Annotated in this window: 17 protein-coding genes and 1 riboswitch; of the genes, 10 read left to right on the forward strand and 7 right to left on the reverse strand. The window is 61.9% G+C overall.

Annotated elements, in window-relative coordinates:
* Window positions 1-5: 5 nt before the first annotated feature.
* From ACODTD_RS26090 to ACODTD_RS26100, 3 genes are read left to right on the forward strand one after another with little or no spacing between them, the layout of a single operon-like run.
* On the forward strand, window positions 6-1,451 hold the full coding sequence (locus ACODTD_RS26090) for a PIG-L deacetylase family protein (protein WP_041475124.1): 1,446 nt from the start codon (window positions 6-8) through the stop codon (window positions 1,449-1,451).
* On the forward strand, window positions 1,448-2,602 hold the full coding sequence (locus ACODTD_RS26095; protein ID WP_011332142.1) for a glycosyltransferase family 4 protein: 1,155 nt from the start codon (window positions 1,448-1,450) through the stop codon (window positions 2,600-2,602). Before ACODTD_RS26090 ends, ACODTD_RS26095 begins: the two co-directional genes overlap by 4 nt.
* Window positions 2,599-3,501, forward strand: coding sequence for a glycosyltransferase (locus ACODTD_RS26100; RefSeq protein WP_011332143.1), 903 nt, complete (start codon window positions 2,599-2,601; stop codon window positions 3,499-3,501). The genes ACODTD_RS26095 and ACODTD_RS26100 overlap by 4 nt, the downstream gene beginning before the upstream one ends.
* 18 nt (window positions 3,502-3,519) lie before the next feature.
* Here the strand turns inward: ACODTD_RS26100 and ACODTD_RS26105 are convergent, their stop codons facing one another.
* Window positions 3,520-4,737 carry an acyltransferase family protein gene (locus ACODTD_RS26105; protein WP_201817191.1) on the reverse strand — a complete coding sequence of 406 codons (1,218 nt, stop codon included), beginning with the start codon at window positions 4,735-4,737 and terminating at the stop codon, window positions 3,520-3,522.
* Window positions 4,737-6,599, reverse strand: a complete 1,863-nt coding sequence (locus ACODTD_RS26110) for an O-antigen ligase family protein (protein ID WP_489105355.1) — start codon at window positions 6,597-6,599, stop codon at window positions 4,737-4,739. The genes ACODTD_RS26105 and ACODTD_RS26110 overlap by 1 nt, the downstream gene beginning before the upstream one ends.
* Window positions 6,600-6,753: 154 nt before the next feature.
* Between ACODTD_RS26110 and msbA the strand changes: the two genes are divergently transcribed.
* The 4 genes from msbA to hldE all read left to right on the forward strand — a co-directional run bounded on the left by msbA (window position 6,754) and on the right by hldE (window position 11,556).
* Entirely contained in the window at window positions 6,754-8,556 is a 1,803-nt protein-coding gene (msbA, locus tag ACODTD_RS26115; protein WP_011332146.1) for a lipid A export permease/ATP-binding protein MsbA, read from the forward strand.
* Between the two features lie 164 nt (window positions 8,557-8,720).
* On the forward strand, window positions 8,721-9,425 hold the full coding sequence (locus ACODTD_RS26120) for a sulfotransferase family 2 domain-containing protein (protein WP_011332147.1): 705 nt from the start codon (window positions 8,721-8,723) through the stop codon (window positions 9,423-9,425).
* Window positions 9,418-10,029 carry an adenylyl-sulfate kinase gene (gene cysC / locus ACODTD_RS26125; protein ID WP_221615489.1) on the forward strand — a complete coding sequence of 204 codons (612 nt, stop codon included), beginning with the start codon at window positions 9,418-9,420 and terminating at the stop codon, window positions 10,027-10,029. Before ACODTD_RS26120 ends, cysC begins: the two co-directional genes overlap by 8 nt.
* Before the next feature lie 102 nt (window positions 10,030-10,131).
* Window positions 10,132-11,556, forward strand: coding sequence for a bifunctional D-glycero-beta-D-manno-heptose-7-phosphate kinase/D-glycero-beta-D-manno-heptose 1-phosphate adenylyltransferase HldE (gene hldE, locus ACODTD_RS26130; protein ID WP_011332149.1), 1,425 nt, complete (start codon window positions 10,132-10,134; stop codon window positions 11,554-11,556).
* Between the two features lie 66 nt (window positions 11,557-11,622).
* Here hldE and ACODTD_RS26135 read toward each other — a convergent pair whose 3' ends face one another.
* The 4 genes from ACODTD_RS26135 to ACODTD_RS26150 all read right to left on the reverse strand — a co-directional run bounded on the left by ACODTD_RS26135 (window position 11,623) and on the right by ACODTD_RS26150 (window position 15,069).
* The gene (locus ACODTD_RS26135) at window positions 11,623-12,591 is read right to left on the reverse strand and encodes a hypothetical protein (RefSeq protein WP_011332150.1); all 969 of its coding nucleotides are present in this window, start codon (window positions 12,589-12,591) and stop codon (window positions 11,623-11,625) included.
* Between the two features lie 31 nt (window positions 12,592-12,622).
* Window positions 12,623-13,435 carry an aldo/keto reductase gene (locus ACODTD_RS26140; protein WP_011332151.1) on the reverse strand — a complete coding sequence of 271 codons (813 nt, stop codon included), beginning with the start codon at window positions 13,433-13,435 and terminating at the stop codon, window positions 12,623-12,625.
* Window positions 13,432-14,607, reverse strand: coding sequence for an NAD(P)/FAD-dependent oxidoreductase (locus ACODTD_RS26145; protein WP_011332152.1), 1,176 nt, complete (start codon window positions 14,605-14,607; stop codon window positions 13,432-13,434). Before ACODTD_RS26145 ends, ACODTD_RS26140 begins: the two co-directional genes overlap by 4 nt.
* A gap of 129 nt (window positions 14,608-14,736) precedes the next feature.
* Entirely contained in the window at window positions 14,737-15,069 is a 333-nt protein-coding gene (locus tag ACODTD_RS26150; RefSeq protein WP_011332153.1) for a DMT family transporter, read from the reverse strand.
* Between the two features lie 102 nt (window positions 15,070-15,171).
* Between ACODTD_RS26150 and ACODTD_RS26155 the strand changes: the two genes are divergently transcribed.
* Together ACODTD_RS26155 and waaA are read left to right on the forward strand one after the other, a co-directional pair.
* On the forward strand, window positions 15,172-16,074 hold the full coding sequence (locus ACODTD_RS26155) for a LysR family transcriptional regulator (protein WP_285357149.1): 903 nt from the start codon (window positions 15,172-15,174) through the stop codon (window positions 16,072-16,074).
* A gap of 11 nt (window positions 16,075-16,085) precedes the next feature.
* Complete coding sequence (gene waaA, locus ACODTD_RS26160) at window positions 16,086-17,366, forward strand: lipid IV(A) 3-deoxy-D-manno-octulosonic acid transferase (RefSeq protein ID WP_011332155.1); 1,281 nt, start codon at window positions 16,086-16,088, stop codon at window positions 17,364-17,366.
* Window positions 17,367-17,397: 31 nt separating this feature from the next.
* Here the strand turns inward: waaA and ACODTD_RS26165 are convergent, their stop codons facing one another.
* Complete coding sequence (locus tag ACODTD_RS26165) at window positions 17,398-18,831, reverse strand: TolC family outer membrane protein (RefSeq protein WP_011332156.1); 1,434 nt, start codon at window positions 18,829-18,831, stop codon at window positions 17,398-17,400.
* Window positions 18,832-19,027: 196 nt separating this feature from the next.
* Window positions 19,028-19,133, forward strand: a riboswitch (TPP riboswitch).
* A 147-nt stretch (window positions 19,134-19,280) separates the two neighbouring features.
* Here ACODTD_RS26165 and thiC point away from each other — a divergent pair.
* Entirely contained in the window at window positions 19,281-21,170 is a 1,890-nt protein-coding gene (gene thiC, locus ACODTD_RS26170; protein ID WP_108559280.1) for a phosphomethylpyrimidine synthase ThiC, read from the forward strand.
* Window positions 21,171-21,209: the final 39 nt, after the last annotated feature.

Consider the following 21,209-nt stretch of genomic DNA (forward strand, 5'->3'; position numbering starts at 1 on the left):
AGCCCATGAGCCGCAAACAGCAACTGCTCAAGCGTCACCGGCGCAATAAGCGCATCAGCCTGTTGATCGCACTGCTCGTGTTGATTGCCCTCGGCGTGCTGGTGGCCTGGTGGTTGCCGCTGGTGCTGGCGGTGGTCGGCTGGATTGCCCACGAAGCGTGGTTCGCCGATCACCTGTTCTATTCGCCGAAAGACGATTACCAATACAGCTTTCCGCCGTTCACACCGCAGCCAAAAGTGCATTTGAACGGCGAGCAATTGCGCCTCGACGAGGGCGTGATGCTGGTGGACGACGCCACACTGATCCTCGCCGTGAAGGTCAAAAGCAGCTTTCTGGGACGCTTCTTCGACCCTCGGGTCGAGTTGGCCGGCGGCACCCATCCCGACGCGCAGACGTTCGAGCGTGGCGTCAACGGCCTGCGTTATCTGAACCTCAGCGGCCAGGCGCAGGCCTTGTCGCAAGGCCAGTTGCGTCTGCGCGGGCGCTTTTGCCGGGTGTCCGGCGAGCCAGTGCTGTGGGCGCTGGAACAACCGGACTACCGCCAGCAGCGAGTGATGGTCATCGCCCCTCACGCCGACGATGCCGAACTGGCCGCCTACGGTCTGTACAGCCAGGCCAAAGAAGCCTGGATCGTGACCCTGACCGCCGGCGAGATCGAAGCCGAACACTATCAACAGATGGGCCTGAACAAGGTCGAAGCGGCGCGTCTCAAGGGGCGTCTGCGTGCCTGGGACAGTCTTGCCGTACCGCGCTGGGCCGGCGTACCGCAGGAGCATTGCGTGCAGCTCGGGTATTTCTGCCTGCAACTGGCGGCGATGCAGGCTGCGCCGAATCAACCCGTTGGCTCGCGGGAAGCCGATCTGAGCGACACACGCCTGTTCCGTCAGCTGAATCCGTTTGCCTTGCCCGGCGATGCCGACGGCGCGCCGACCTGGAACAATCTGCTGGCCGACCTGCGTGATGTGCTGTTGCGTGCGCGCCCGGATGTGATCGTGTTGCCGCACCCGACGCTGGATCCGCATCCCGACCATATCTGCGCCCAAGAGGCGGTGCTGGAAGCCTTGCGCGGTCTCGATTACCAACCGACGCTGCTCGGTTACGCCAACCACTTGCACGACAACGACCGTTGGCCGATGGGTGACAGCGGGCAGGGCATCGCCTTGCCGCCGACGTTCGATGCGACCCACGCGATGCAGCCGCTGTGCCTGCCGCTGTCGATCCAATTGCAACGCGACAAGGCCATGGCGCTGGGCATGATGCATGACCTGCAGCCACCGGCGCCGTTCAAGCGTCGCCTGCGCCGGCTGTTTCAGCGACTGCTGGCTGGTCGGCGTCCATCGGTATACGGCGAGAACGAATTTTTCCGCAAAGCGGTCAGACGCCAGGAGTTGTTCTGGGTACTGAAGCAGAGCGAAACAGGCGCGACGGGATCGCACCGGGGAGAGGTATGAGTCAACGCGCAAAGGTGCTGCAGCTGCAGCCCGATTACAACGTCAAATCCCATGATTTCGCCGACCTTGCCGAGCAAATCGTCAAGGCGCTGCCGACCGATCGTTACGAAGTGACCGCCGCCTTCCTGCGCGGTAAACCCGGACCGGGCGAGGCGGTCAGCCGTGCCGACCGTTCGGTGTATTTCGAGTTTTCCGACAAGTCCCTCAAAGGCATGCGCCTGCGGGCGATGTGGCAGCTGTACAAGTTCTGCCGCCGGGAAAAGTTCGACGTGGTGATCTGCAACCGCTTCAAACCGGTGAACATGATGCTGACGCTCAACCGCTGGTTGAAGGTGCCGTTGTGCATCGGTATTTCCCACGGCTTCGGCGAGTACGACCGCTTCTACCGTCGTCGCCAGACTCAGCGCCTGATCGACCGGCACTGGCGTTTCGTCGGCGTTTCGCCGGCGGTCAAGCAGTATCTGCTGGATTGCGATTGCGGTTTCACTGACCAGAACACGTACGCAATCACCAACGCCATCGACATCGAACAGGCCGAGGGCTTGCAGCACAGCCGCGAACGCGCGCGCGAGTTGTTGGGTATCGATCCGAATGTGCGCCTGATCGGTGCGCTGGGGCGACTGGTGTCGGTCAAGGGCCACACTTATCTGTTGCAGGCTTTCGCCCAACTCAAAGACAAATACCCGAACGCTCAACTGGCAATCATCGGTGCCGGACGCCTGCAGGCGCCGCTCGCCGCCGAGATCGAACAGTTGGGCCTGAGCGGTCGCGCGCACCTGCTGGGCTTCAAGGAAAACGCCCTGCAATACGTGCGTGCGTTCGATATCTGGACCATGCCGTCGCTGGCCGAAGGCCTGGGCCTGGCCTTGCTGGAAGGCATGAGCGGGCACCTGCCGGTGATCGCCTCGAACGTGCCGGCCATGTTGCCGCTGATCGAAGGTGCCGGTGGTTTGTCGATCACGCCCAAGGACGTACCGAGCCTGGTCGCGGCGCTGGACAGCTACCTCGCGCTGTCGGATGACGAGCTCAAGGCCAAGGGCGAGCAGGCCTACCGCTATTTGCAGGAACAGCACGACATCGAGGTCTTCCGCCAGGAATACCTGAACCTGATCGACTCCGGCCTGGAACAGGCCCGCAAGGAACAGCCATGAGCGATTCAGCAGCCACGAGCGCTGAGCAACCTCTCGTTACCGTCATCATTGCGTCCTACAACCACGGACCGTACATCGAGGAGAGCATCCTCAGCGTCATCAACCAGAGCTACAAGAACATCGAGCTGCTGGTCGTCGACGACGGATCGAAAGATGACAGTGTCGAGCGCATCAATGCCCTGCAGGCCCAATACGGCTTCGATTTCCGGGTGCAGCAGAACCAGGGCCTGACCAATACGCTCAACGGCGCGATCGCTCGGGCCAAGGGCAGCCTGATCGTGCCGTTCGGTTCCGACGACATCATGTACCCGGACCGGATCGACACCCAGGTCGCTTATATGGACGGCAAACCGGAAGTGGGTATCTGCGCCGGCAACATCGAATTGATGGACGCTGACGGCAATCTCTATCCGGAAAAGCGTCAGCGCCGGGACGTGCCGTTCCGGCGCCTGGATTTTGATGACATGTTCCTGGAGCGCAAGCCGTATCCGCCGGCGCCGACCCTGATGATCCGCCGTGAGGCACTGGACAAGGTGGGCGGGTTCGACCCGACGATTCGTCTTGAAGATCTGTACATCGAGCTGAAAATCACCCGCGCCGGTTACTTCATCGACGGTCTGAACGTGGTGATGGCGCGCTATCGCAAGCACGCCACCAACTCCTACAAGAATCACCGTTTCATGATCGAGAACATCCTGCGTACCTACGCGTTGTTCAGCGATCATCCGCTGTACGACGAAGTGCGCTACAAGTCGCTCAACTCGATGTTCCTGAAGACTGCCAACCGCGACCGCAAACTGGCGCGGGAACTGCTGGCGCAAATCCCGTTCAAGGCCTGGAACAAGAAGACCTGGCGCGGGTTGGGCCGGTTGCTGTTTTCGCCGCTGGAAAAAGATTGAGGTCGTTGTCGCTCGCACTCAGCGAGCGACTTTTTCCGACAGGTGCTTGCTGCCCTTCTGACGCTGGCGAATCCACTGCACCACTTTCTTGCCCGCGTTCATGCCTGGCTGCTCGATGTAAAGGAACGTTGCGCTGCTGATCAGTATCAGCAGACAGGTGCAGGCTGCCATCAACGGCAGGTAAACCCAGGTCTCACGGGCATCGAGGTGCAGCAACAGCGGCAGGCGCTGAACCATCAGCCAGAGCACGAAACCATGGAGCAGATAAGTGCTGTAGCTGATCTCCCCCAGCCAGCGGATGCTGCGCGGTTTCAAGGCGCCGAACAGGGTGTTGCCCGAAGCCACGATCACGAAAAACAGCGACAGCAGAAACAGCGGTGCGGTCTTGAAGGCCCGGTTGAACGCGGTGAAGGCCAGTGCCAGAGCCGCCAGGGCGATGATGCTGGCCAGTGTCGTGCGGCTCCAGGCCACCAGCTGCGGGCGTCGAACCCAATAGGCGGCGGTGATCCCGCCGAGAAAGCTGGCCAGAAAATGTTTCTTCAGCGAATGCTCCCAACCGACCAGCTGGTACAGCGCGTAAATCCCGATCAGGCACAGCACGACCTGTCGCCAGTTGCCGCGGTAGACGAATACCAGGGCCGCCAGTGGCAGCGCCAGATAGAAAAACACTTCATAGGCCAGCGTCCAGGTGACGTTGGAGATCAGCATGCCGGTTTGCGGATACTGGTTGACGTCCGGGCGATCGAACGTCAGCCACAACAGGCTCTGTTTGAGCAGTTGTGACACCGGTTCCTTCAGTTGCCAGTCCTGCAGGTAGAACACGGTCACGAACACCGCCAGCATCAATGGCAGGTACAGCGGATACAACCGGAACACCCGAGAAACGCCGAAGGCCAGCCAGTCGTGCTGACGGCCCTGGGTCAGCAGACGGCTCCAGAACAGGAAGCCGGTAATCATGAAGAACAGCGCCACACTGCCCTGGCCAAGCATCGAGTAGAAGTTGCTCGGTGGAAATTCGAACACGCCCGTGCGCAGAAAGATCCAGGTGATGACCGAGTGATGCACGAATACACCGAATGCCAGATAGCCGCGCAGGCCGTCGATGCTGGCATAGCGGCTTTCGCCCGAATGCTGCAGATGGCGTGCGATCTTCGGTACGGCCCGCAGCAGTAAAGCGGCGGATACGATGGCCAGCAGATAGGCGGCCGGCGCAATGAACGGACTGGTCTGAATCATCAATGAACCCTAGCCGGCGTATTGCCGGCCAGCACTTGCCTGTGCAGATTGTCTACGGCGGATTTCGACGCCGTTACGGCGTATCCCTGGAGCAGTGCCTCGAGGTGATCCTCGAACAGCCAGCGTCTGTCGACGGTGTAGCGTTGCATGTGGCGCAGATTGCGCTGGCGCAGTGACAGGCTGAGGGGGGAAGGGTAGATCCGCAGGTCGGCCAGATCGATCAGCCCGAACTCTCCGTCTTCCAGCACCAGCACATTGCCCAGATGCAGCGAGCGGAAATACACGCCTTGCTCATGCAGGCTGGCCATGAATTTGCCGAAACGCTCCACCAGCGCATGACGCACTGCAGGCGCGGTGATCCCCTGCAGCACCTGGCGCAGGGTGTGGCCCGGCAGCGGCGTGTAATGCACGGCGCTGCTGCCGTCGTCGAGGCGATAGAGGTTCAGCACCTGTGGCGTGGGAATGCCCATCCTGCGCAGCTGTTCGCTGTTGACGGCAAACCGCTCGGAATACGGGTTGAAGCTGCCCGATGTATACCAGCGGCGACGGCGAAACAGTTTGAGGAAACTGCCATCGGACAGGCGCAGGACCTTGGGCCCCAATCCATCTTCCTCGATGACCTGGGCGTCGCTGCTCAGCTGTTGCAGAGCGGTTGCCGACAGCTTTTGTACCTGCATTGCCAAAAGCCGTCGGGCACGTTGATTGATGCTCAGGGCCGCAATCAGCGCCAAAGGAATCCACAGCAGGAACCAGTGTTCCTTGGGGCGGGAAATGATTCCGCCGCCTTCGGTCAGCCCGGCACCGATGCCGAACACCAGCCAGGTCGAGGCGATGATCAGCAATGGCTGCACGCGCTGACGCCAGCTGCTCAGCAGCCCCCAGGCCTGGAAAAACAGCCAGGGCAGCATGCCGAGGATGCCGACGTAATAAAGCACTCCCAGCGCAAAGCTGTGCGGTTCCTGGAAGTTGTAACCGACGCCTGGGTCAATCGCCAGAACCGCGTTGTAACCGTGGCCGATCCACGGATGCTCGGCGATTTTTTCCAGGGCTTGCTGCCAGATCTCGAAACGATAGGAGTCACCGCGTTCGATGATCATTTTCGAGAACAGCACCACCACCGTTGCGCCACCAATCGCGAGTGTGCCCAGCAGCACCAGTGAGCGACGGTTCCAGCAAATCAGGCTGAGCCACAATGCGGCCATGGTCAGCGCCACCAGCGGGGTGCGGGAACCGGTTCCGATCACGGCCATGAACATGATCAGCATCGCAGGGATGCTGAGCCAGTACAGCCGGCGATTCTTGCAGGTCATGCTCAGACTGAGCCAGTAGGCGCAGAAAAATCCGAACAGATGGGAGCTGAGCAGCGGGTTGTCGAACGCGCCGCCGCCGATCAGGCGCGCGCCGGGTTCGAAGTGGAGCATGAACGGGATCAGGAAGGCGATCGTTGCGATCAGGGCCACCAGTGCGGCGGCGAACAGCAACGGGGTCAGGATGTCGCTGCGGTAGCGGACCAGCAGAAAACACCCGGCGAACAGCATCAGGGTATGCAACGGAGGTTTGAACATGCCGCCTATCGGTTCATCCTGCGGACCCCAGCAAAGACTGAGTAACGCCCAGCCGGCAAACAGCAGCAGTGCGATGAACACCGGTTCACGCAGCATTTCCTTGAGTTCACGCGGGCGCAGGCACAGGGCGATCAGCGTCGGAATGCTGAACAGGCCGTAAAACAGCTTGTGATGAAGGCTGCGGCCCGGCAGGAAGAACAGCGCGCACAAGAGCAGGAAGTAGCCGACGGGAAGAATCCACAGGCTGATGAAATCGAAAATTCGACTGGACGTACTGCTGAAGCCGCTGAATTGCATGCTGTGTGTTTCAATCCTGAGGTTGATCGGCCATTTGGATGATGGCTATTTGACGCTGAAAAAGACGCCTAACAATAACAGCCTTTGGCCGATTGCCAGAACCCTGAAGAAGCTGTGCTAAAGTCAGCGTCCTTTTTATCGACTTTCGCGTGATATGACCGACTCCAGTCCCGCCGCAAGCCCTTCGAGCTTGAAAATCTACTTCCGCCTGCTCGGCTATGTCCGGCCGTACATCAGTCTGTTCCTGATCAGCATCGTCGGTTTTCTGATTTTTGCCTCGACCCAGCCGATGCTCGGCTACATCCTCAAGTACTTTGTCGACGGTCTGTCCAATCCCGAGGCAGTGCTGTTTCCCACCGTGCCTTACCTGCGCGACCTGCAACTGCTGCAGGCCGTACCGTTGCTGATCATCCTGATCGCCGCGTGGCAGGGGCTGGGATCTTATCTGGGCAACTATTTCCTGGCCAAGGTTTCCCTGGGCCTGGTGCATGACCTGCGGGTTCAGCTCTTCAACAACCTGCTGGTCCTGCCCAACCGGTATTTCGACAAGCATAACTCCGGACATCTGATTTCGCGTATCACCTTCAACGTGACGATGGTCACGGGGGCGGCAACAGATGCGATCAAGGTCGTAATCCGTGAAGGCATGACGGTGATCTTCCTGTTCGCCTCCCTGCTGTTCATGAACTGGAAGCTGACGCTGGTGATGGTTGCGATCCTGCCGCTGATCGCCGTGATGGTGCGCACTGCCAGCAAGAAATTCCGCAAGCAGAGCAAGAAAATCCAGCTGGCCATGGGCGACGTGACCCACGTCGCCTCGGAAACCATCCAGGGCTATCGCGTGGTGCGCAGCTTCGGTGGCGAAGCCTACGAGGAAAAACGCTTTCTCGATGCCAGCCAGGGCAATACCGACAAGCAGTTGCGCATGACCCGCACCGGGGCCATCTACACGCCGCTGCTGCAGCTGGTGATCTACAGCGCCATGGCGATCCTGATGTTCCTCGTGCTGTACCTTCGCGGCGATGCGTCGGCCGGTGACATGGTGGCCTACATCACGCTGGCGGGTCTGCTGCCCAAGCCGATCCGCCAGCTGTCCGAAGTCAGTTCGACCATCCAGAAGGGCGTGGCCGGTGCCGAAAGCATTTTCGAGCAACTGGACGTCGAGCCCGAAGTCGATACCGGCACGGTCGAGCGCGATTCGGTCAGCGGTCGCCTCGATGTGCGCAACCTGAGCTTCACCTACCCGGGCACCGAGCGTCAGGTGCTCGACGACATCAGCTTCTCGGTCGAGCCGGGGCAGATGGTGGCGCTGGTGGGGCGTTCTGGCAGCGGCAAGTCGACCCTGGCCAACCTGATTCCGCGCTTCTATCACCACGACAAGGGCGAGATCCTGATCGACGGCGTGGAAGTGGAGCAATACAAGCTGCTCAACCTGCGCCGCCACATTGCCCAGGTGACCCAGCACGTCACGCTGTTCAGCGACACCGTGGCCAACAACATCGCTTATGGCGATCTGGCCGGGGCGCCGCGCGAAGACATCGAGAAGGCCGCGCGTGATGCTTATGCGATGGACTTCATCGCGCAACTGCCTGAAGGCCTGGACACCCAGGTCGGCGAAAACGGCGTGCTGCTCTCCGGCGGTCAGCGCCAGCGTCTGGCAATTGCCCGCGCCCTGCTCAAGAACGCGCCGCTGCTGATTCTCGACGAGGCTACCTCGGCACTCGACACCGAATCCGAACGGCACATTCAGGCCGCCCTGGATCAAGTGATGAAGGGCCGCACCACGCTGGTGATCGCTCACCGGCTGTCGACCATCGAGAAGGCCGACCTGATTCTGGTCATGGACCAGGGCCGGATCGTCGAGCGCGGCACCCACGACGACTTGCTGGCACAGAACGGCTACTACGCGCGTCTCAATGCCATGGGCCTCGATGCCCCGGCGGAAGACATCGCCTGATCCCGCCACGAAAACGCCGGGCGCGCAATGCGCCCGGCGATTTGTATCCAGACCTTTACCCTTCTTGACCAAACCGGCATAAAACCCGGCATCGCGCTTGTTAAGGTTCCTGAACGAACTCTGACTTCAATCGAAGGGGCCATCCTCTTCGCGCGGGTGCTGGCATGCTGCAACGTTATCTCTGGAAATTGCTGCCCAAGCCGCAGCGGGCCTTTTTGCTGGGGCGTCTGTCGGTGGTTGACCGGCAAGTGGTGAACAAATCGATGTCGGCCAGTCTGGCCTTTCCTGCCGCCTTCGAGCAGCGCGACTGTCTGTTTATCCACGTACCCAAATGCGCCGGAAGCAGCTTGTGTGCGGCGATGTTCGACGGCTGGCGTCCCGGACACTTGCCGTTGTACTGGTACGAAGAGCAATTTCCCGAGCAATATGCCGCCGCCTACAAATTCGCCTTTGTGCGCGACCCGCTGGAGCGCGCCTATTCGGCGTACGCCTTTTTGCATGGCAACACCTTGAGCGGGCGTGATCACGCCGCTCAGCAGATGGTTCGACAATATCGGGATTTCGACGATTTTGTCGCACGCTGGCTGCATCCGGAGACGATCTCGCGGCAGCTGCACTTTGCCGCACAGACCGACTTTCTCACCGACTCGCTGGGGCATCTGGCTCTGGATTTCATCGGTTACCAGGAACATCTGGAACAGGATTTCAAACAGGTCTGTGACCGCTTGGGGATGGTGTGTCAGTTGCCGCACGTCAACAGCTCGCGGCAACGTCAACCACTGAAGGCGCGGGAGTTCTGCTCGGCGCGAACCCGTCGGCTGGTGCGTCGGGCCTATCAGCGCGACTACGAGTTGCTCGGTTATGAATGAGGCGCTGCACAGTCTGGCGACAACGCCCGCCATCAGCCCCTATAACCTGGCGCTGCCGCGCCAGGCCCGGGCCGCGCTCAACGGGCAGCGGCCGCGTTGCCTGTGGCTGACCGGATTATCCGGCGCCGGCAAGTCGACCCTGGCCAATTCGCTGGAGCTGCACCTGCATCAATTCGGGCGGCACACCTTTCTGCTCGATGGCGACAACGTGCGCAATGGCCTGTGCCGGGACCTGGGTATGGACGATGCCGGTCGCCGGGAAAACATCCGGCGCATGGCCGAAGTCGCCCGGCTGATGGTCGATGCCGGGCTGATCGTCATCGTTGCGGCGATTTCCCCGTTTCGAGCCGAACGGGATGCTGCGCGGCGACTGTTTGCCGAGGGCGACTTCGTCGAAGTGCATGTGAGCACTTCGCTCACGGTGTGCGAGCGCCGTGATCCGAAAGGTTTGTATCAGGCGGTGCGTCAGGGTCGTATCCAGCATTTCACGGGCATCGACAGTCCTTACGAGGCTCCGCTGGCGGCGGAATTCCGTATCGACACGGAAGAGATCGAGCCAAGCGAGGCCTGCGAACGGCTGGCGGCTTTGCTGCTTGAAAAATGAGCAAAAAAGCCAGCTGTTTCATCCTGTTGCAGCCACCGCACAAGCCTTCGCCAACCCTGTGTTAATATCGCGCCCCTGTTCATTTTGTATGTGGGTTGCTCCATGAAGTTGTCCATGCCGCGATTCGATCAAGCCCCTGTCTTGGTGGTCGGCGATGTCATGCTCGACCGTTATTGGCATGGTGGTACCTCACGGATTTCCCCTGAGGCGCCGGTTCCTGTCGTTAAAGTCGAGCAAATCGAAGACCGCCCGGGCGGTGCCGCCAACGTTGCCTTGAACATTGCCGCGCTGGGTGCGCCGGCGTCGCTGGTCGGTGTGACTGGTGACGACGAAGCCGCCGACAGCCTGAGCAACAGCCTCAAGGGTGCGGGCGTACGAGCCTTGTTCCAGCGCATCGCGCACCAGCCGACCATCGTCAAGCTGCGGGTCATGAGCCGGCACCAGCAATTGCTGCGTATCGACTTCGAAGAACCGTTCGCCACCGATGCACTGGCCCTTGGCGCGCAGGTCGACGACCTGCTCGAAGGCATCAAGGTGCTGGTGCTGTCCGACTACGGCAAAGGCGCCCTGAAAAACCATCAGGCCTTGATCCAGGCCGCCCGTGCCAAAGGCATTCCGGTGCTGGCCGACCCGAAGGGCAAGGATTTCTCGATCTACCGTGGTGCCAGCCTGATCACCCCGAACCTCAGCGAGTTCGAAGCCATCGTCGGCGGTTGCGCCGATGAGCACGAGCTGGTGACCAAGGGCGCGACGCTGATGCACGACCTGGATCTCGGCGCACTGCTGGTGACCCGTGGCGAACACGGCATGACCCTGCTGCGTCCGGATCATCCGGCGCTGCATTTGCCTGCGCGGGCCCGTGAAGTGTTCGACGTGACCGGTGCCGGCGACACGGTGATTTCCACCCTGGCAGCCGCGATTGCTGCCGGTGAAGAATTGCCGCACGCGGTGGCGCTGGCCAACTTGGCGGCGGGCATCGTGGTCGGCAAGTTGGGTACCGCGGCGATCAGCGCCCCGGAACTGCGTCGCGCCATTCAGCGTGAAGAAGGTTCCGAGCGTGGCGTGCTGGGGCTGGAGCAACTGCTGCTGGCAGTCGCCGATGCCCGTGCGCACAATGAGAAGATCGTGTTCACCAACGGCTGCTTCGACATCCTGCACGCCGGCCACGTGACCTACCTCGAGCAGGCGCGAGCCCAGGGCGATCGCCTGATCGTCGCGATCAACGACGACGCCTCGGTCAGCCGCCTGAAAGGGCCGGGCCGGCCGATCAACAGCGTCGACCGGCGCATGGCGGTTCTCGCCGGTCTCGGTGCGGTGGACTGGGTCATCAGCTTTGCCGAAGGCACCCCGGAAAACCTGCTGCGCGAGGTCAAGCCGGACGTGCTGGTGAAGGGTGGCGATTACGGCATCGACCAGGTTGTCGGCGCTGATATCGTCAAAGCCTACGGCGGCGCCGTCAAAGTGCTGGGGCTTGTGGAGAACAGCTCGACCACGGCGATTGTGGAAAAGATCCGCAAGTCGGAGTGATGCAAACATAAAGACCGCGTCTGCGATGACTCTCCGGAGTCACTCGCAGGCGCGGTCTTTTGCCGTTCAGGAATTCACTTTCTTGCGCGGCACGATCTTCTTCAGCAGTTGTTTGGCCTTGCCGCGCAACCGTGCCAGCCCCGTGTCCCTGGGCGGCGGCGTCAGACCCTGCTGGCGCAGCCAGTCCTTCCAGCGAATCCGCTCATCGCGCACCAGCCAGCCGTCCTGTCTGGCGAAGCTTTCCGCCAGGTACAGACCGCGAGTGCCGGCCGGGTACAACTGACCTTTCTTCAGCGTGTACAGCTCAGGCAGCGGCTCACCGTCCTGCAACGGCATCAAATACAGATCGGGACGTTTGCGGTCGAGCCGGGCGACCAGTTGATCGCCTTCCAGCCGTTCATCGACATGAAACAGGCTGAGGTTTTTGGCTTCCTTGGGCACGTCGAGGCGCAGGTCATAGATCAGTTGCAGGGACGCGGTCGGCAAATGCACGTAGGCCCGTGGCCGTTCGAGCAGTTGCAGATTGGCGCAGCGCACCGGCCGGGCCGAGCCGGACAGCGGCGTCAGGCGAAAGGGCAGGGCCTCGCGATAATGCAGTGCCGATGCGTACGGCGCTGGCAGCCACGTGTCGTTGAAGCGCCCGCCGAGCCAGCCTTCCGGGGTTTCCAGCAGGCATTCTTCGGCGATCTCCTGGATCGCCGTGTGCAGCGGAATGTTCAGTTCATGGGCTGGCACGTAGCCGGAAATCAGCTTGAGCACGACGTCGCCGCGATCCTGCCGCCGCTGGCGCACCAGCACCCAGTAATCGCGATTCTGCCAGTGCAGGGTCAGACGCACCGAAACGCCTAGGTTGGCCAGCTCCAGCGCAAAGCGCTCGGCGTCGGCCACGCTGACCGGTTTGCGCCGCTGCAGGGTCTGGGCGAAATTCAGCGGCATGCCGACGCTCTGGTAGGTCAGGCCTTCCGGCGTGGCTTCGACGAACAGCGGCAGCGTCTTGAAGTTGCTCGGGTTCTTTCTGATGAGCGTACGCGGCATGTCGGCTCCTGCTTAAGGCCGCGAGGCGGCGTCAGTGACCACGAAGGACCTGGGCAACGGTCGCAACGTTGTGGGCGAGGTGCAGCGGATTGATCGTCCCGACGATGGCACTGGCCACGCCGGGCTGGGCGAACAGCAACTCGAAGCTGGCGCGCACCGGATCCACGCCGGGACTCAGGCACACATGACCACTGGCCAGCGCCTTCTTCACCAGAATGGCTTTGCCGTGGGCAGCAGCATAGTCAATGACCGCCTTCTCGTTTTGTTCGTTCAGATTGTAGGTGACCATCGCGCAGTCGCCTTGCTCCAGTGCTTTGAGGCCACCGTCGACGGTTTTGCCGGAAAAACCGAAGCCGCGAATCTTGCCCTCGGCCTTCAGCGCCGCGAGGGTTGCGTAGACTTCGCTGTCGTTGAGGATCGCCAGATCGTTGCCATCGGAGTGCACCAGCACCAGGTCGATAAAATCGGTTTCAAGACGTTGCAGACTGCGCTCCACCGACATCCGGGTGTGAGCGGCGCTGAAATCGTGGGTCGACTGGCCGTCGACGAATTCTTCGCCGACCTTGCTGACGATCACCCAGTCCTGACGCTGGCCACGCAGCAGTGGGCCGAGGCGTTCTTCGCTGCGGCCATAGGCCGGGGCGGTGTCGATCAGGTTGATGCCCAGCTCCCGCGCCTGTTTGAGCAACATGCGCGCAGCGTCATCGTCGGGGATCTGGAAGCCGTTGGGGTATTTCACGCCCTGGTCGCGGCCGAGTTTGACGGTGCCCAGGCCCAGCGGCGAAACCAGCAGGCCGGTGCTGCCCAGTGGGCGATGCAGATCGTGCAGGGTCGGCAGGCTCATGGCAGCAATTGCTCCCAGGCGGGAACGCCCATCGGTGGTTTTGGCAGCTCGGGCAGCGGACCAGGATGGCTCGGCTGGATACCGTCGCGTTCCAGGGAGGCAATCACTCGGTCAGCGAAGTCCGGCGCCAGGGCGAGCTTGGTTGGCCAACCCACCAGCAGGCGACCGTCTTCGGCGAGGAAGGCGTTGTCCGGGCGGGTCAGGCCGGTTTGCAGCGGTTCGGCGCGATCGACGCGCAGGGTCGCCCATTGCACGGTGCTCAGGTCGATCCATGGCAACAACTGGCCAAGTTCTTTCTGGGCGGTGGCGATCTGTTCGGCCGGCTCACGGGCCACGCCTTCGGATTCGGCGATGTCACCACCCAGATACCAGACCCACTGGCCGTCAGCGGCCGGGTGGGTGGTCACGGTGATGCGCGGCTTGGTGCCGCCACCGAGGCAGTGCGCGTACAGCGGCTTCAGGCCCGGACCCTTGGCGATGATCATGTGCAGCGGCCGCCGTTGCATGGCCGGATGAGTCAGGCCCAAAGCGGTCAGCAGATCGGCAGTGCCGGCGCCGGCGCTGAGCACGATGCGCTGGGCACGGATCTCACGGCCATCGACTTTCAGGCCAACCAGCACGCCGCTTTCCAGCAACGGCTCGATGTTCTGGCCGGCGAGCAGACCGTCGCCCGACAGGTCGGCCAGACGCTGGATCAGGCTCGGTACATCGATCACCAGTTCGGCGAGGCGGTAGACCTTGCCTTTGAAGCGCTTGTCTTGCAACGCCAGCGGCAGTTGATCGCCCTTGACCTGATCGACCCGGCCACGCACCGCTTTACTGGCGAAGAAACTGGTGAGGTTGCCGGCGAGGGTGCCCGGCGACCACAGGTAATGGGCTTCGGACAGCAGGCGCACGCCGGTCAGGTCCAGTTCGCCGTTGCCGGCCAGGGCCTCACGCCAGCGGCGCGGCATGTCGGCGATGGCTTCCGAGGCGCCGGTCAACGCACCGTGCAGCGCGTACTTGGCGCCGCCGTGAATGATGCCCTGTGACTTCACACTCTGCCCGCCGCCGAGGCTGGCGCTTTCCACCAGCACGGTCGAGAAACCCTGGCGACGCAGGCGCGCGTTCAGCCAGAGACCGGCGACACCCGCGCCGACAATCAGCACGTCGGTGGAAATTGGAGATGGCATGCAACGACCTCAGTGTTCAAGACGAGGGCGCAGTATACAGACTCGGGGAAAAGGGAATTTGTCGATGATCAACAGAGGGAGGGCATGAGCCTTTGCCGGCGTGATTGCCTGCAAGGGCTCAGGTCAGGATCAATGGCCGGCGGTTTTCGAGAACAGCTGAATCACCACCACGCCGAGCACGATCAGCGCCATCCCGAGCATCGCCGGGATATCCAGCTTCTGCCCATAAATGAACAGCGCCGCGACGCTGACCATCACGATGCCCATGCCGGCCCACACCGCGTAGGCCACGCCCACCGGTACGCTGCGCACCACCAGGGTCAGCATCCAGAACGCGATGCCATAACCGACGACGACCAGCAGCAGTGGCAATGGCGTGCTGAAGCCTTTGACGGCTTTCATCGAGACGGTCGCGATCACTTCGGCACAGATGGCGATGGCCAGGTAGACGTAAGCGTTCATGTTCAAATCCTCGTGTGAAGCGTTGCTTTCTGAGGCGGCATTCTAGTGACTCCCCAGATGGGGTAAAGTCATTACCTATCTGTTTACAAGATGGGTTGGCCGATGAGCATGCAGTGGAATCTGGAGCAATTGCGGGTGTTCGTCGAGGTGGCCGAACAGCGTTCGTTCTCCGCCGTGGCGCGGCAGCAACGCAAGGCACAGTCGGCGATCAGCAGCGCGATTGCCGTGCTCGAGGACGATCTCGGCGTGAGTCTGTTCGAGCGTAGCAGCGGCCGCCAGCCGAGTCTTACCGAAGCGGGGGAGGCGTTGCTGGAAGAGGCGCGGGAAGTGTTGCGCCAATGCGAGCGCCTGAACGGCCGGGCCGTGGCCATGATGCGCGGGCAGGAAGCGCAATTGCGGGTGGCCCAGGACGAGGCGATGCCCTATCAGGCGCTGGTGGAAAGTTTCGGCGCCCTGGCCGAGCAGTTTCCCAGTCTTGAAGTCCAGTTGACCAGCGCCGCCCAGGGCGAGGTTTCGCGCAAGCTAGTGGAGCGCCGGGCCGATCTCGGGTTGTTGTTCTATCACGATGAAATCCCTGAAGCGCTGGAGCGCCGGGTGCTGGGCAGTGTGGAAATGGTCACAGTCTGCGGCGTCAACCATCCCTTGGCATCGCAGGCTTACGTCACCTGCCAGCAACTGGCTCAGCATCGGCAGTTGTTGATGTCGACCCAGACCAGCATTTATCCCGGCAACGAACCGGCCAGTCCGCAGGTGTGGCGCGCTGACAGCTTCTATGTGATGGCCGAATGGCTGGTGCGCGATCTCGGCTGGGCCTGGCTGCCGCGTCACGTGGTGCAGTACTCGGCGTATCAGGGGCTGATGGTGGAGCTCGACAGCGAATGGACGCCGCCGGCGCTGGTGGTGGAACTGGTCTGGCGCCGCGACGAACCGCTTGGCCCGGCCGCTCGCTGGCTGGCGGAGCGATTTGCCATACACCTGCGGGCGATCGGCGGCAAAAGCCGATAAACTCCGCCGCCATGAATAGAACTCTCTACACCGCGCTGTTTTACCTGGGGCTGCCATTGGTGGCGATTCGGCTGTGGCTGCGTTCGCGCAAGGCGCCGGCGTATGCCGAGCGGATTGGCGAACGTTTCTCCTGTGGCATGCCGGCCCTGCAACCGGGCGGCATCTGGGTTCACGCCGTGTCGGTGGGCGAAAGCATCGCCGCCGCGCCGATGATTCGTGCACTGCTGCAACGTTATCCACAGCTGCCGATCACCGTGACTTGCATGACGCCGACCGGTTCGGAACGCATCCTGGCGATGTTCGCCAACGAGCCGCGCATCCAGCATTGCTACCTGCCTTACGATTTGCCCTGCGCGGCGGCGCGTTTTCTGGATCGCGTGCAGCCGAAACTGGCAGTGATCATGGAAACCGAACTCTGGCCGAACCACATCCACCAGTGCGCCAAGCGCGGGATTCCGGTGGCGTTGGCCAACGGGCGGCTGTCCGAGCGTTCGGCCAAGGGCTATGGCCGGTTCAGCAAACTGACCGCGCCGATGCTCGCCGAAATGAGCCTGTTCGCCGTGCAGACCGAGGCCGAAGCACAGCGCTTTCGCGATCTCGGTGCGCGCCCGGAGACAGTCGAAGTCACCGGCTCGATCAAGTTCGACCTGACCATCGACCCGCAACTGCTGCAACGTGCCCATGAATTGCGCGGCCAATGGCAGGCGCTGGAGCGTCCGGTGTGGATCGCCGCCAGCACCCATGAAGGCGAAGACGAAGTGGTGCTGAGCGCTCACCGTCGTTTGCTGGCCAACCATCCCGATGCGCTGCTGATTCTGGTGCCGCGCCATCCGGAGCGTTTCAACTCGGTGTTCGAGTTGTGCCAGCGTGAAGGTTTTGCCACGGTGCGTCGTTCCACTGGCGCGAGCGTCGATGCGCAGACTTCGGTGCTGCTCGGCGACACCATGGGTGAGCTGCTGTTTCTCTACGCATTGGCCGACAGCGCGTTCGTCGGCGGCAGTCTGGTGCCCAACGGCGGACACAATCTGCTGGAACCGGCAGCCTTGGCGAAACCGGTGATCAGCGGGCCGCACCTGTTCAACTTCCTCGACATCGCCGCGCAACTGCGCAGCGCAGGAGCCTTGGCCGAGGTTGACGACGCCGAAGGTCTGGCCACAGAGGTGCAGCGCCTGTTCGAATTGCCCCGCGACGCACAGCGCATGGCCGACGCCGGGCTGAGCGTGATGCGCCGCAATCAGGGCGCGTTGCAGCGCTTGCTCGATGGACTGGGAAGGTTGATCGACCGCCCATAAAAAAACGCAGCCTCAGGGCTGCGTTTCTTGTTTAAGGCCGGGCCTTGAGCTGGGCTTCGGCAGCCTTGGCCAGATCCGGCGGCAGGAAATCCTTGTCCGGGTTGTAGTCGGCCTTCAGGTAGCGGGTCAGATCCTGCAAGTCACCCGGGTTCAACGTCCCCGCCGCCTGCTTCAAGCGCAGATTGTCGAGGATGTAGTCGTAGCGGGTGTTGTTGTAGTTGCGCACCGAGGTGTACAGCTGACGCTGGGCGTCGAGCACGTCGACGATGTTGCGCGTCCCCACCTGATAACCGATTTCCGTGGCTTCCACCGCACTCTGGTTGGAGATGATCGACTGGCGGCGCGCCTGCACCTGCTCGACGTCGGTGTTCACCGCGCGGTGCAGGTTGCGGGTGTTCTCGACCACTTGCCGACGCAGGCCTTCACGCTGCTGTTCGGTCTGGTCCAGCCGTGAGTAGGACTCGCGCACCTGGGAGCTGGTCAATCCGCCACTGTAGATCGGAATGTTCAGTTGCAGGCCCACGGTGCTCTGCTCGACATTGCCACTGTACGGCGTACCGAACGCATTCGGGTTGGAGAAACCCAGGGCGTCGTTGTCGCCCTTTTCGTATTTGGCCACGGCGTCGAGGGTCGGCAGGTGGCCGGCCTTGCGCTGTTTCAGGGTCTGTTCGGCGGAGCTGACCGCATAGTTGCTGGCCAGCAGATTGAGGTTCTGTTTCGCGGCGGTATCGACCCAGGCCTTGGCGTCGTTCGGTGCCGGCGGCAGGATCGGCAGGGTGTGGACGATGCCCTGGATCGAGTTGTACTGGCGGTTGGTCAGGGTGATCAGCGCTTCGAACGCATCATCGACCTGACGCTGGGCGACGATCCGGTTGGCGCGTGCGGTGTCGTAACTGGCTTGCGATTGCAGCACGTCGGTCTTGTCCGACAGGCCCACATCGAAGCGCTCGTTGGACTGATCGAGCTGGCGCTTGAACGCGGCTTCCTCGGCTTTGGTCGAGGCCAGGTTGTCCTGGCTGCGCAGCACGTTGAAATAGCTTTCGGCGGTTTGCAGGATCAGGTTCTGCTCGGTGGCCGAGAGTTGCAGCGCGGCCTGCTCGTTGACGTCCTTGGCGGCCTGGTACTGGAACCAGCGGTCGGCGCGGAACAGCGGCTGCGCCAGCGTCGCCTGATAGGAGTGCGCGCTGCGGTTGGCGATGGCCGAGGGCTGGTCGATCGACGTGCGTACGTTGGCGACTTCAGCGCCGCCGGACAGGTTCGGCAGCAACCCGGCGCGGGCCTGGGGCACGACTTCTTTCTGCGCACCGTACTGGGCGCGGGCGGCGGCCAGGTCGGCGTTGTTGTCGACCGCTTCCTGATAGACGCTGACCAGATCAGTCTTGGTCGATAAAGGCGCTTCTGCTGCCCAGACCGTTGTGGTGGACGCACAAGACACGGCAACAGCCAGTGAGAGTTTGCGCAGCATGAGGCGATCCCTAGCATGAATATTATGGAAATAATCCGGGCGCCAAAGGTAAGGCGCGGCCCATGCAGCGTCAAGGCGCAGCATGGCGTAGCGAGTGTAGTTGCGCCAGCAGCAGGCAACAATCTGCCAATTGCGCCATTCATCATGGTGTTTGCCGCGGTGTTGGCGTTCTTTGCCGGTTGTGTCTAGACTGGCCGGGTTCTTGTCGGGGTGCCTTGCTATGAGGCTGAGATCGAATAATTTCGGATCCCGTTGAACCTGATCAGGTTAGCGCCTGCGTAGGGAACAAGATTTCTCGTCACCCGGCGAGTCCTCTTGTGCTTCGTCCGGGAAATTGTTCGACAATCGAACGCTCGACGACGATGCACAGCACCCGTTCTGGGTGCGTCCGTGCCTTTCAGGTTCTGCTCCGACAATCCACTGCCTGGATGCTGTCTGGAGAGCCCGTGATGACTACAAAATCTAAAAATGCGATCAACCTGAGTGACTCGGCCAAGGTCGACGAGCAGTCGGTCCAACCGTTCACCCGTTCGCAAAAAGTCTACGTTCAGGGCTCCCGCCCGGACATCCGCGTGCCGATGCGCGAAATCACCCTCGATGTGACCCCGACCGACTTTGGCGGCGAAATCAATGCGCCGGTCACCGTCTACGACACCTCGGGCCCGTACACCGATCCGAACGTGGTGATCGACGTGCGCAAAGGTCTGGGCGACGTGCGTTCGGCGTGGATCGACGACCGTGGCGACACCGAGCGTCTGCCAGGCCTGAGTTCCAACTTCGGCCAGGAACGCCTCGCCGACCCAGAGCTGACCAAACTGCGTTTTGCCCACGTCAACAACCCGCGCCGGGCCAAGGCCGGGGCCAACGTCAGCCAGATGCACTACGCGCGCAAAGGCATCATCACCGCCGAGATGGAATACGTCGCCATCCGCGAAAACATGAAGCTGCAAGAGGCCCGCGCCGCCGGCCTGTTGAAGCAGCAACATGCCGGCCACAGCTTCGGCGCGAGCATCCCGAAAGAAATCACCCCTGAATTCGTGCGCGAAGAAATCGCCCGCGGCCGCGCGATCATCCCGGCCAACATCAACCACGTCGAACTGGAACCGATGATCATCGGTCGCAACTTCCTGGTGAAGATCAACGGCAACATCGGCAACAGCGCGCTGGGTTCGTCCATCGAAGAAGAAGTGGCGAAACTGACCTGGGGCATTCGCTGGGGCTCGGACACGGTGATGGACTTGTCCACCGGCAAGCACATCCACGAAACCCGCGAGTGGATCATCCGCAACTCGCCAGTGCCGATCGGTACGGTGCCGATCTATCAGGCGCTGGAAAAAGTGAATGGCGTCGCCGAAGACCTGACCTGGGAGCTGTTCCGCGACACGCTGATCGAGCAGGCCGAGCAGGGCGTCGACTACTTCACCATCCACGCCGGCGTGCTGCTGCGCTACGTGCCGCTGACCGCCAAACGCGTGACCGGCATCGTGTCCCGTGGCGGTTCGATCATGGCCAAGTGGTGCCTGGCGCACCACAAAGAGAACTTCCTCTACACCCACTTCGACGAAATCTGCGAAATCATGAAGGCCTACGACGTCAGCTTCTCGCTGGGCGACGGCCTGCGTCCGGGCTCGATTGCCGACGCCAACGACGAAGCGCAATTCGGCGAACTGGAAACCCTCGGCGAGCTGACCAAGATCGCCTGGAAGCACGACGTGCAATGCATGATCGAAGGCCCGGGCCACGTGCCGATGCAGTTGATCAAAGAGAATATGGACAAGCAGTTGGAGTGCTGCGACGAGGCGCCGTTCTACACCCTTGGCCCGCTGACCACCGACATCGCACCGGGTTACGACCACATCACTTCCGGTATCGGTGCGGCGATGATCGGCTGGTTCGGTTGCGCCATGCTCTGCTACGTGACGCCGAAGGAGCACCTGGGTCTGCCGAACAAGGATGACGTGAAGACCGGGATCATCACCTACAAGATTGCCGCTCATGCGGCGGATTTGGCCAAAGGGCACCCGGGCGCGCAGATCCGCGACAACGCCTTGAGCAAGGCGCGGTTTGAATTCCGTTGGGAAGACCAGTTCAACCTCGGTCTGGATCCGGACACCGCCCGTTCGTATCACGATGAAACCCTGCCGAAGGACTCGGCGAAGGTCGCGCATTTCTGTTCGATGTGCGGGCCGAAATTCTGCTCGATGAAGATCACTCAGGAAGTCCGCGAATACGCGGCCAACCAGCGGATCGACGCGGTCGACGTGGACGTCGCCCAGGGCCTGGCGGAACAGGCCGAGCGGTTCAGGAAGGAAGGCAGTCAGCTGTACAAGAAAGTTTGATCCCGCGCTGATCGTTCCCAAGCTCTGCGTGGGAACGAT

Source organism: Pseudomonas sp. FG35, assembly GCF_057809295.1.

Coding starts and splice junctions, on each gene's coding strand:
- ACODTD_RS26140 (WP_011332151.1), bottom strand. CDS start 13,435: ATGAGCCTGCCGACCCTGCACGATCTGCATCGCCCACTGGGCAGCACC.
- ACODTD_RS26095 (WP_011332142.1), top strand. CDS start 1,448: ATGAGTCAACGCGCAAAGGTGCTGCAGCTGCAGCCCGATTACAACGTC.
- cysC (WP_221615489.1), top strand. CDS start 9,418: ATGAATGAGGCGCTGCACAGTCTGGCGACAACGCCCGCCATCAGCCCC.
- thiC (WP_108559280.1), top strand. CDS start 19,281: ATGACTACAAAATCTAAAAATGCGATCAACCTGAGTGACTCGGCCAAG.
- ACODTD_RS26155 (WP_285357149.1), top strand. CDS start 15,172: ATGAGCATGCAGTGGAATCTGGAGCAATTGCGGGTGTTCGTCGAGGTG.
- ACODTD_RS26120 (WP_011332147.1), top strand. CDS start 8,721: ATGCTGCAACGTTATCTCTGGAAATTGCTGCCCAAGCCGCAGCGGGCC.
- msbA (WP_011332146.1), top strand. CDS start 6,754: ATGACCGACTCCAGTCCCGCCGCAAGCCCTTCGAGCTTGAAAATCTAC.
- ACODTD_RS26100 (WP_011332143.1), top strand. CDS start 2,599: ATGAGCGATTCAGCAGCCACGAGCGCTGAGCAACCTCTCGTTACCGTC.
- ACODTD_RS26145 (WP_011332152.1), bottom strand. CDS start 14,607: ATGCCATCTCCAATTTCCACCGACGTGCTGATTGTCGGCGCGGGTGTC.
- hldE (WP_011332149.1), top strand. CDS start 10,132: ATGAAGTTGTCCATGCCGCGATTCGATCAAGCCCCTGTCTTGGTGGTC.
- ACODTD_RS26135 (WP_011332150.1), bottom strand. CDS start 12,591: ATGCCGCGTACGCTCATCAGAAAGAACCCGAGCAACTTCAAGACGCTG.
- waaA (WP_011332155.1), top strand. CDS start 16,086: ATGAATAGAACTCTCTACACCGCGCTGTTTTACCTGGGGCTGCCATTG.
- ACODTD_RS26150 (WP_011332153.1), bottom strand. CDS start 15,069: ATGAACGCTTACGTCTACCTGGCCATCGCCATCTGTGCCGAAGTGATC.
- ACODTD_RS26110 (WP_489105355.1), bottom strand. CDS start 6,599: ATGCAATTCAGCGGCTTCAGCAGTACGTCCAGTCGAATTTTCGATTTC.
- ACODTD_RS26165 (WP_011332156.1), bottom strand. CDS start 18,831: ATGCTGCGCAAACTCTCACTGGCTGTTGCCGTGTCTTGTGCGTCCACC.
- ACODTD_RS26105 (WP_201817191.1), bottom strand. CDS start 4,737: ATGATTCAGACCAGTCCGTTCATTGCGCCGGCCGCCTATCTGCTGGCC.
- ACODTD_RS26090 (WP_041475124.1), top strand. CDS start 6: ATGAGCCGCAAACAGCAACTGCTCAAGCGTCACCGGCGCAATAAGCGC.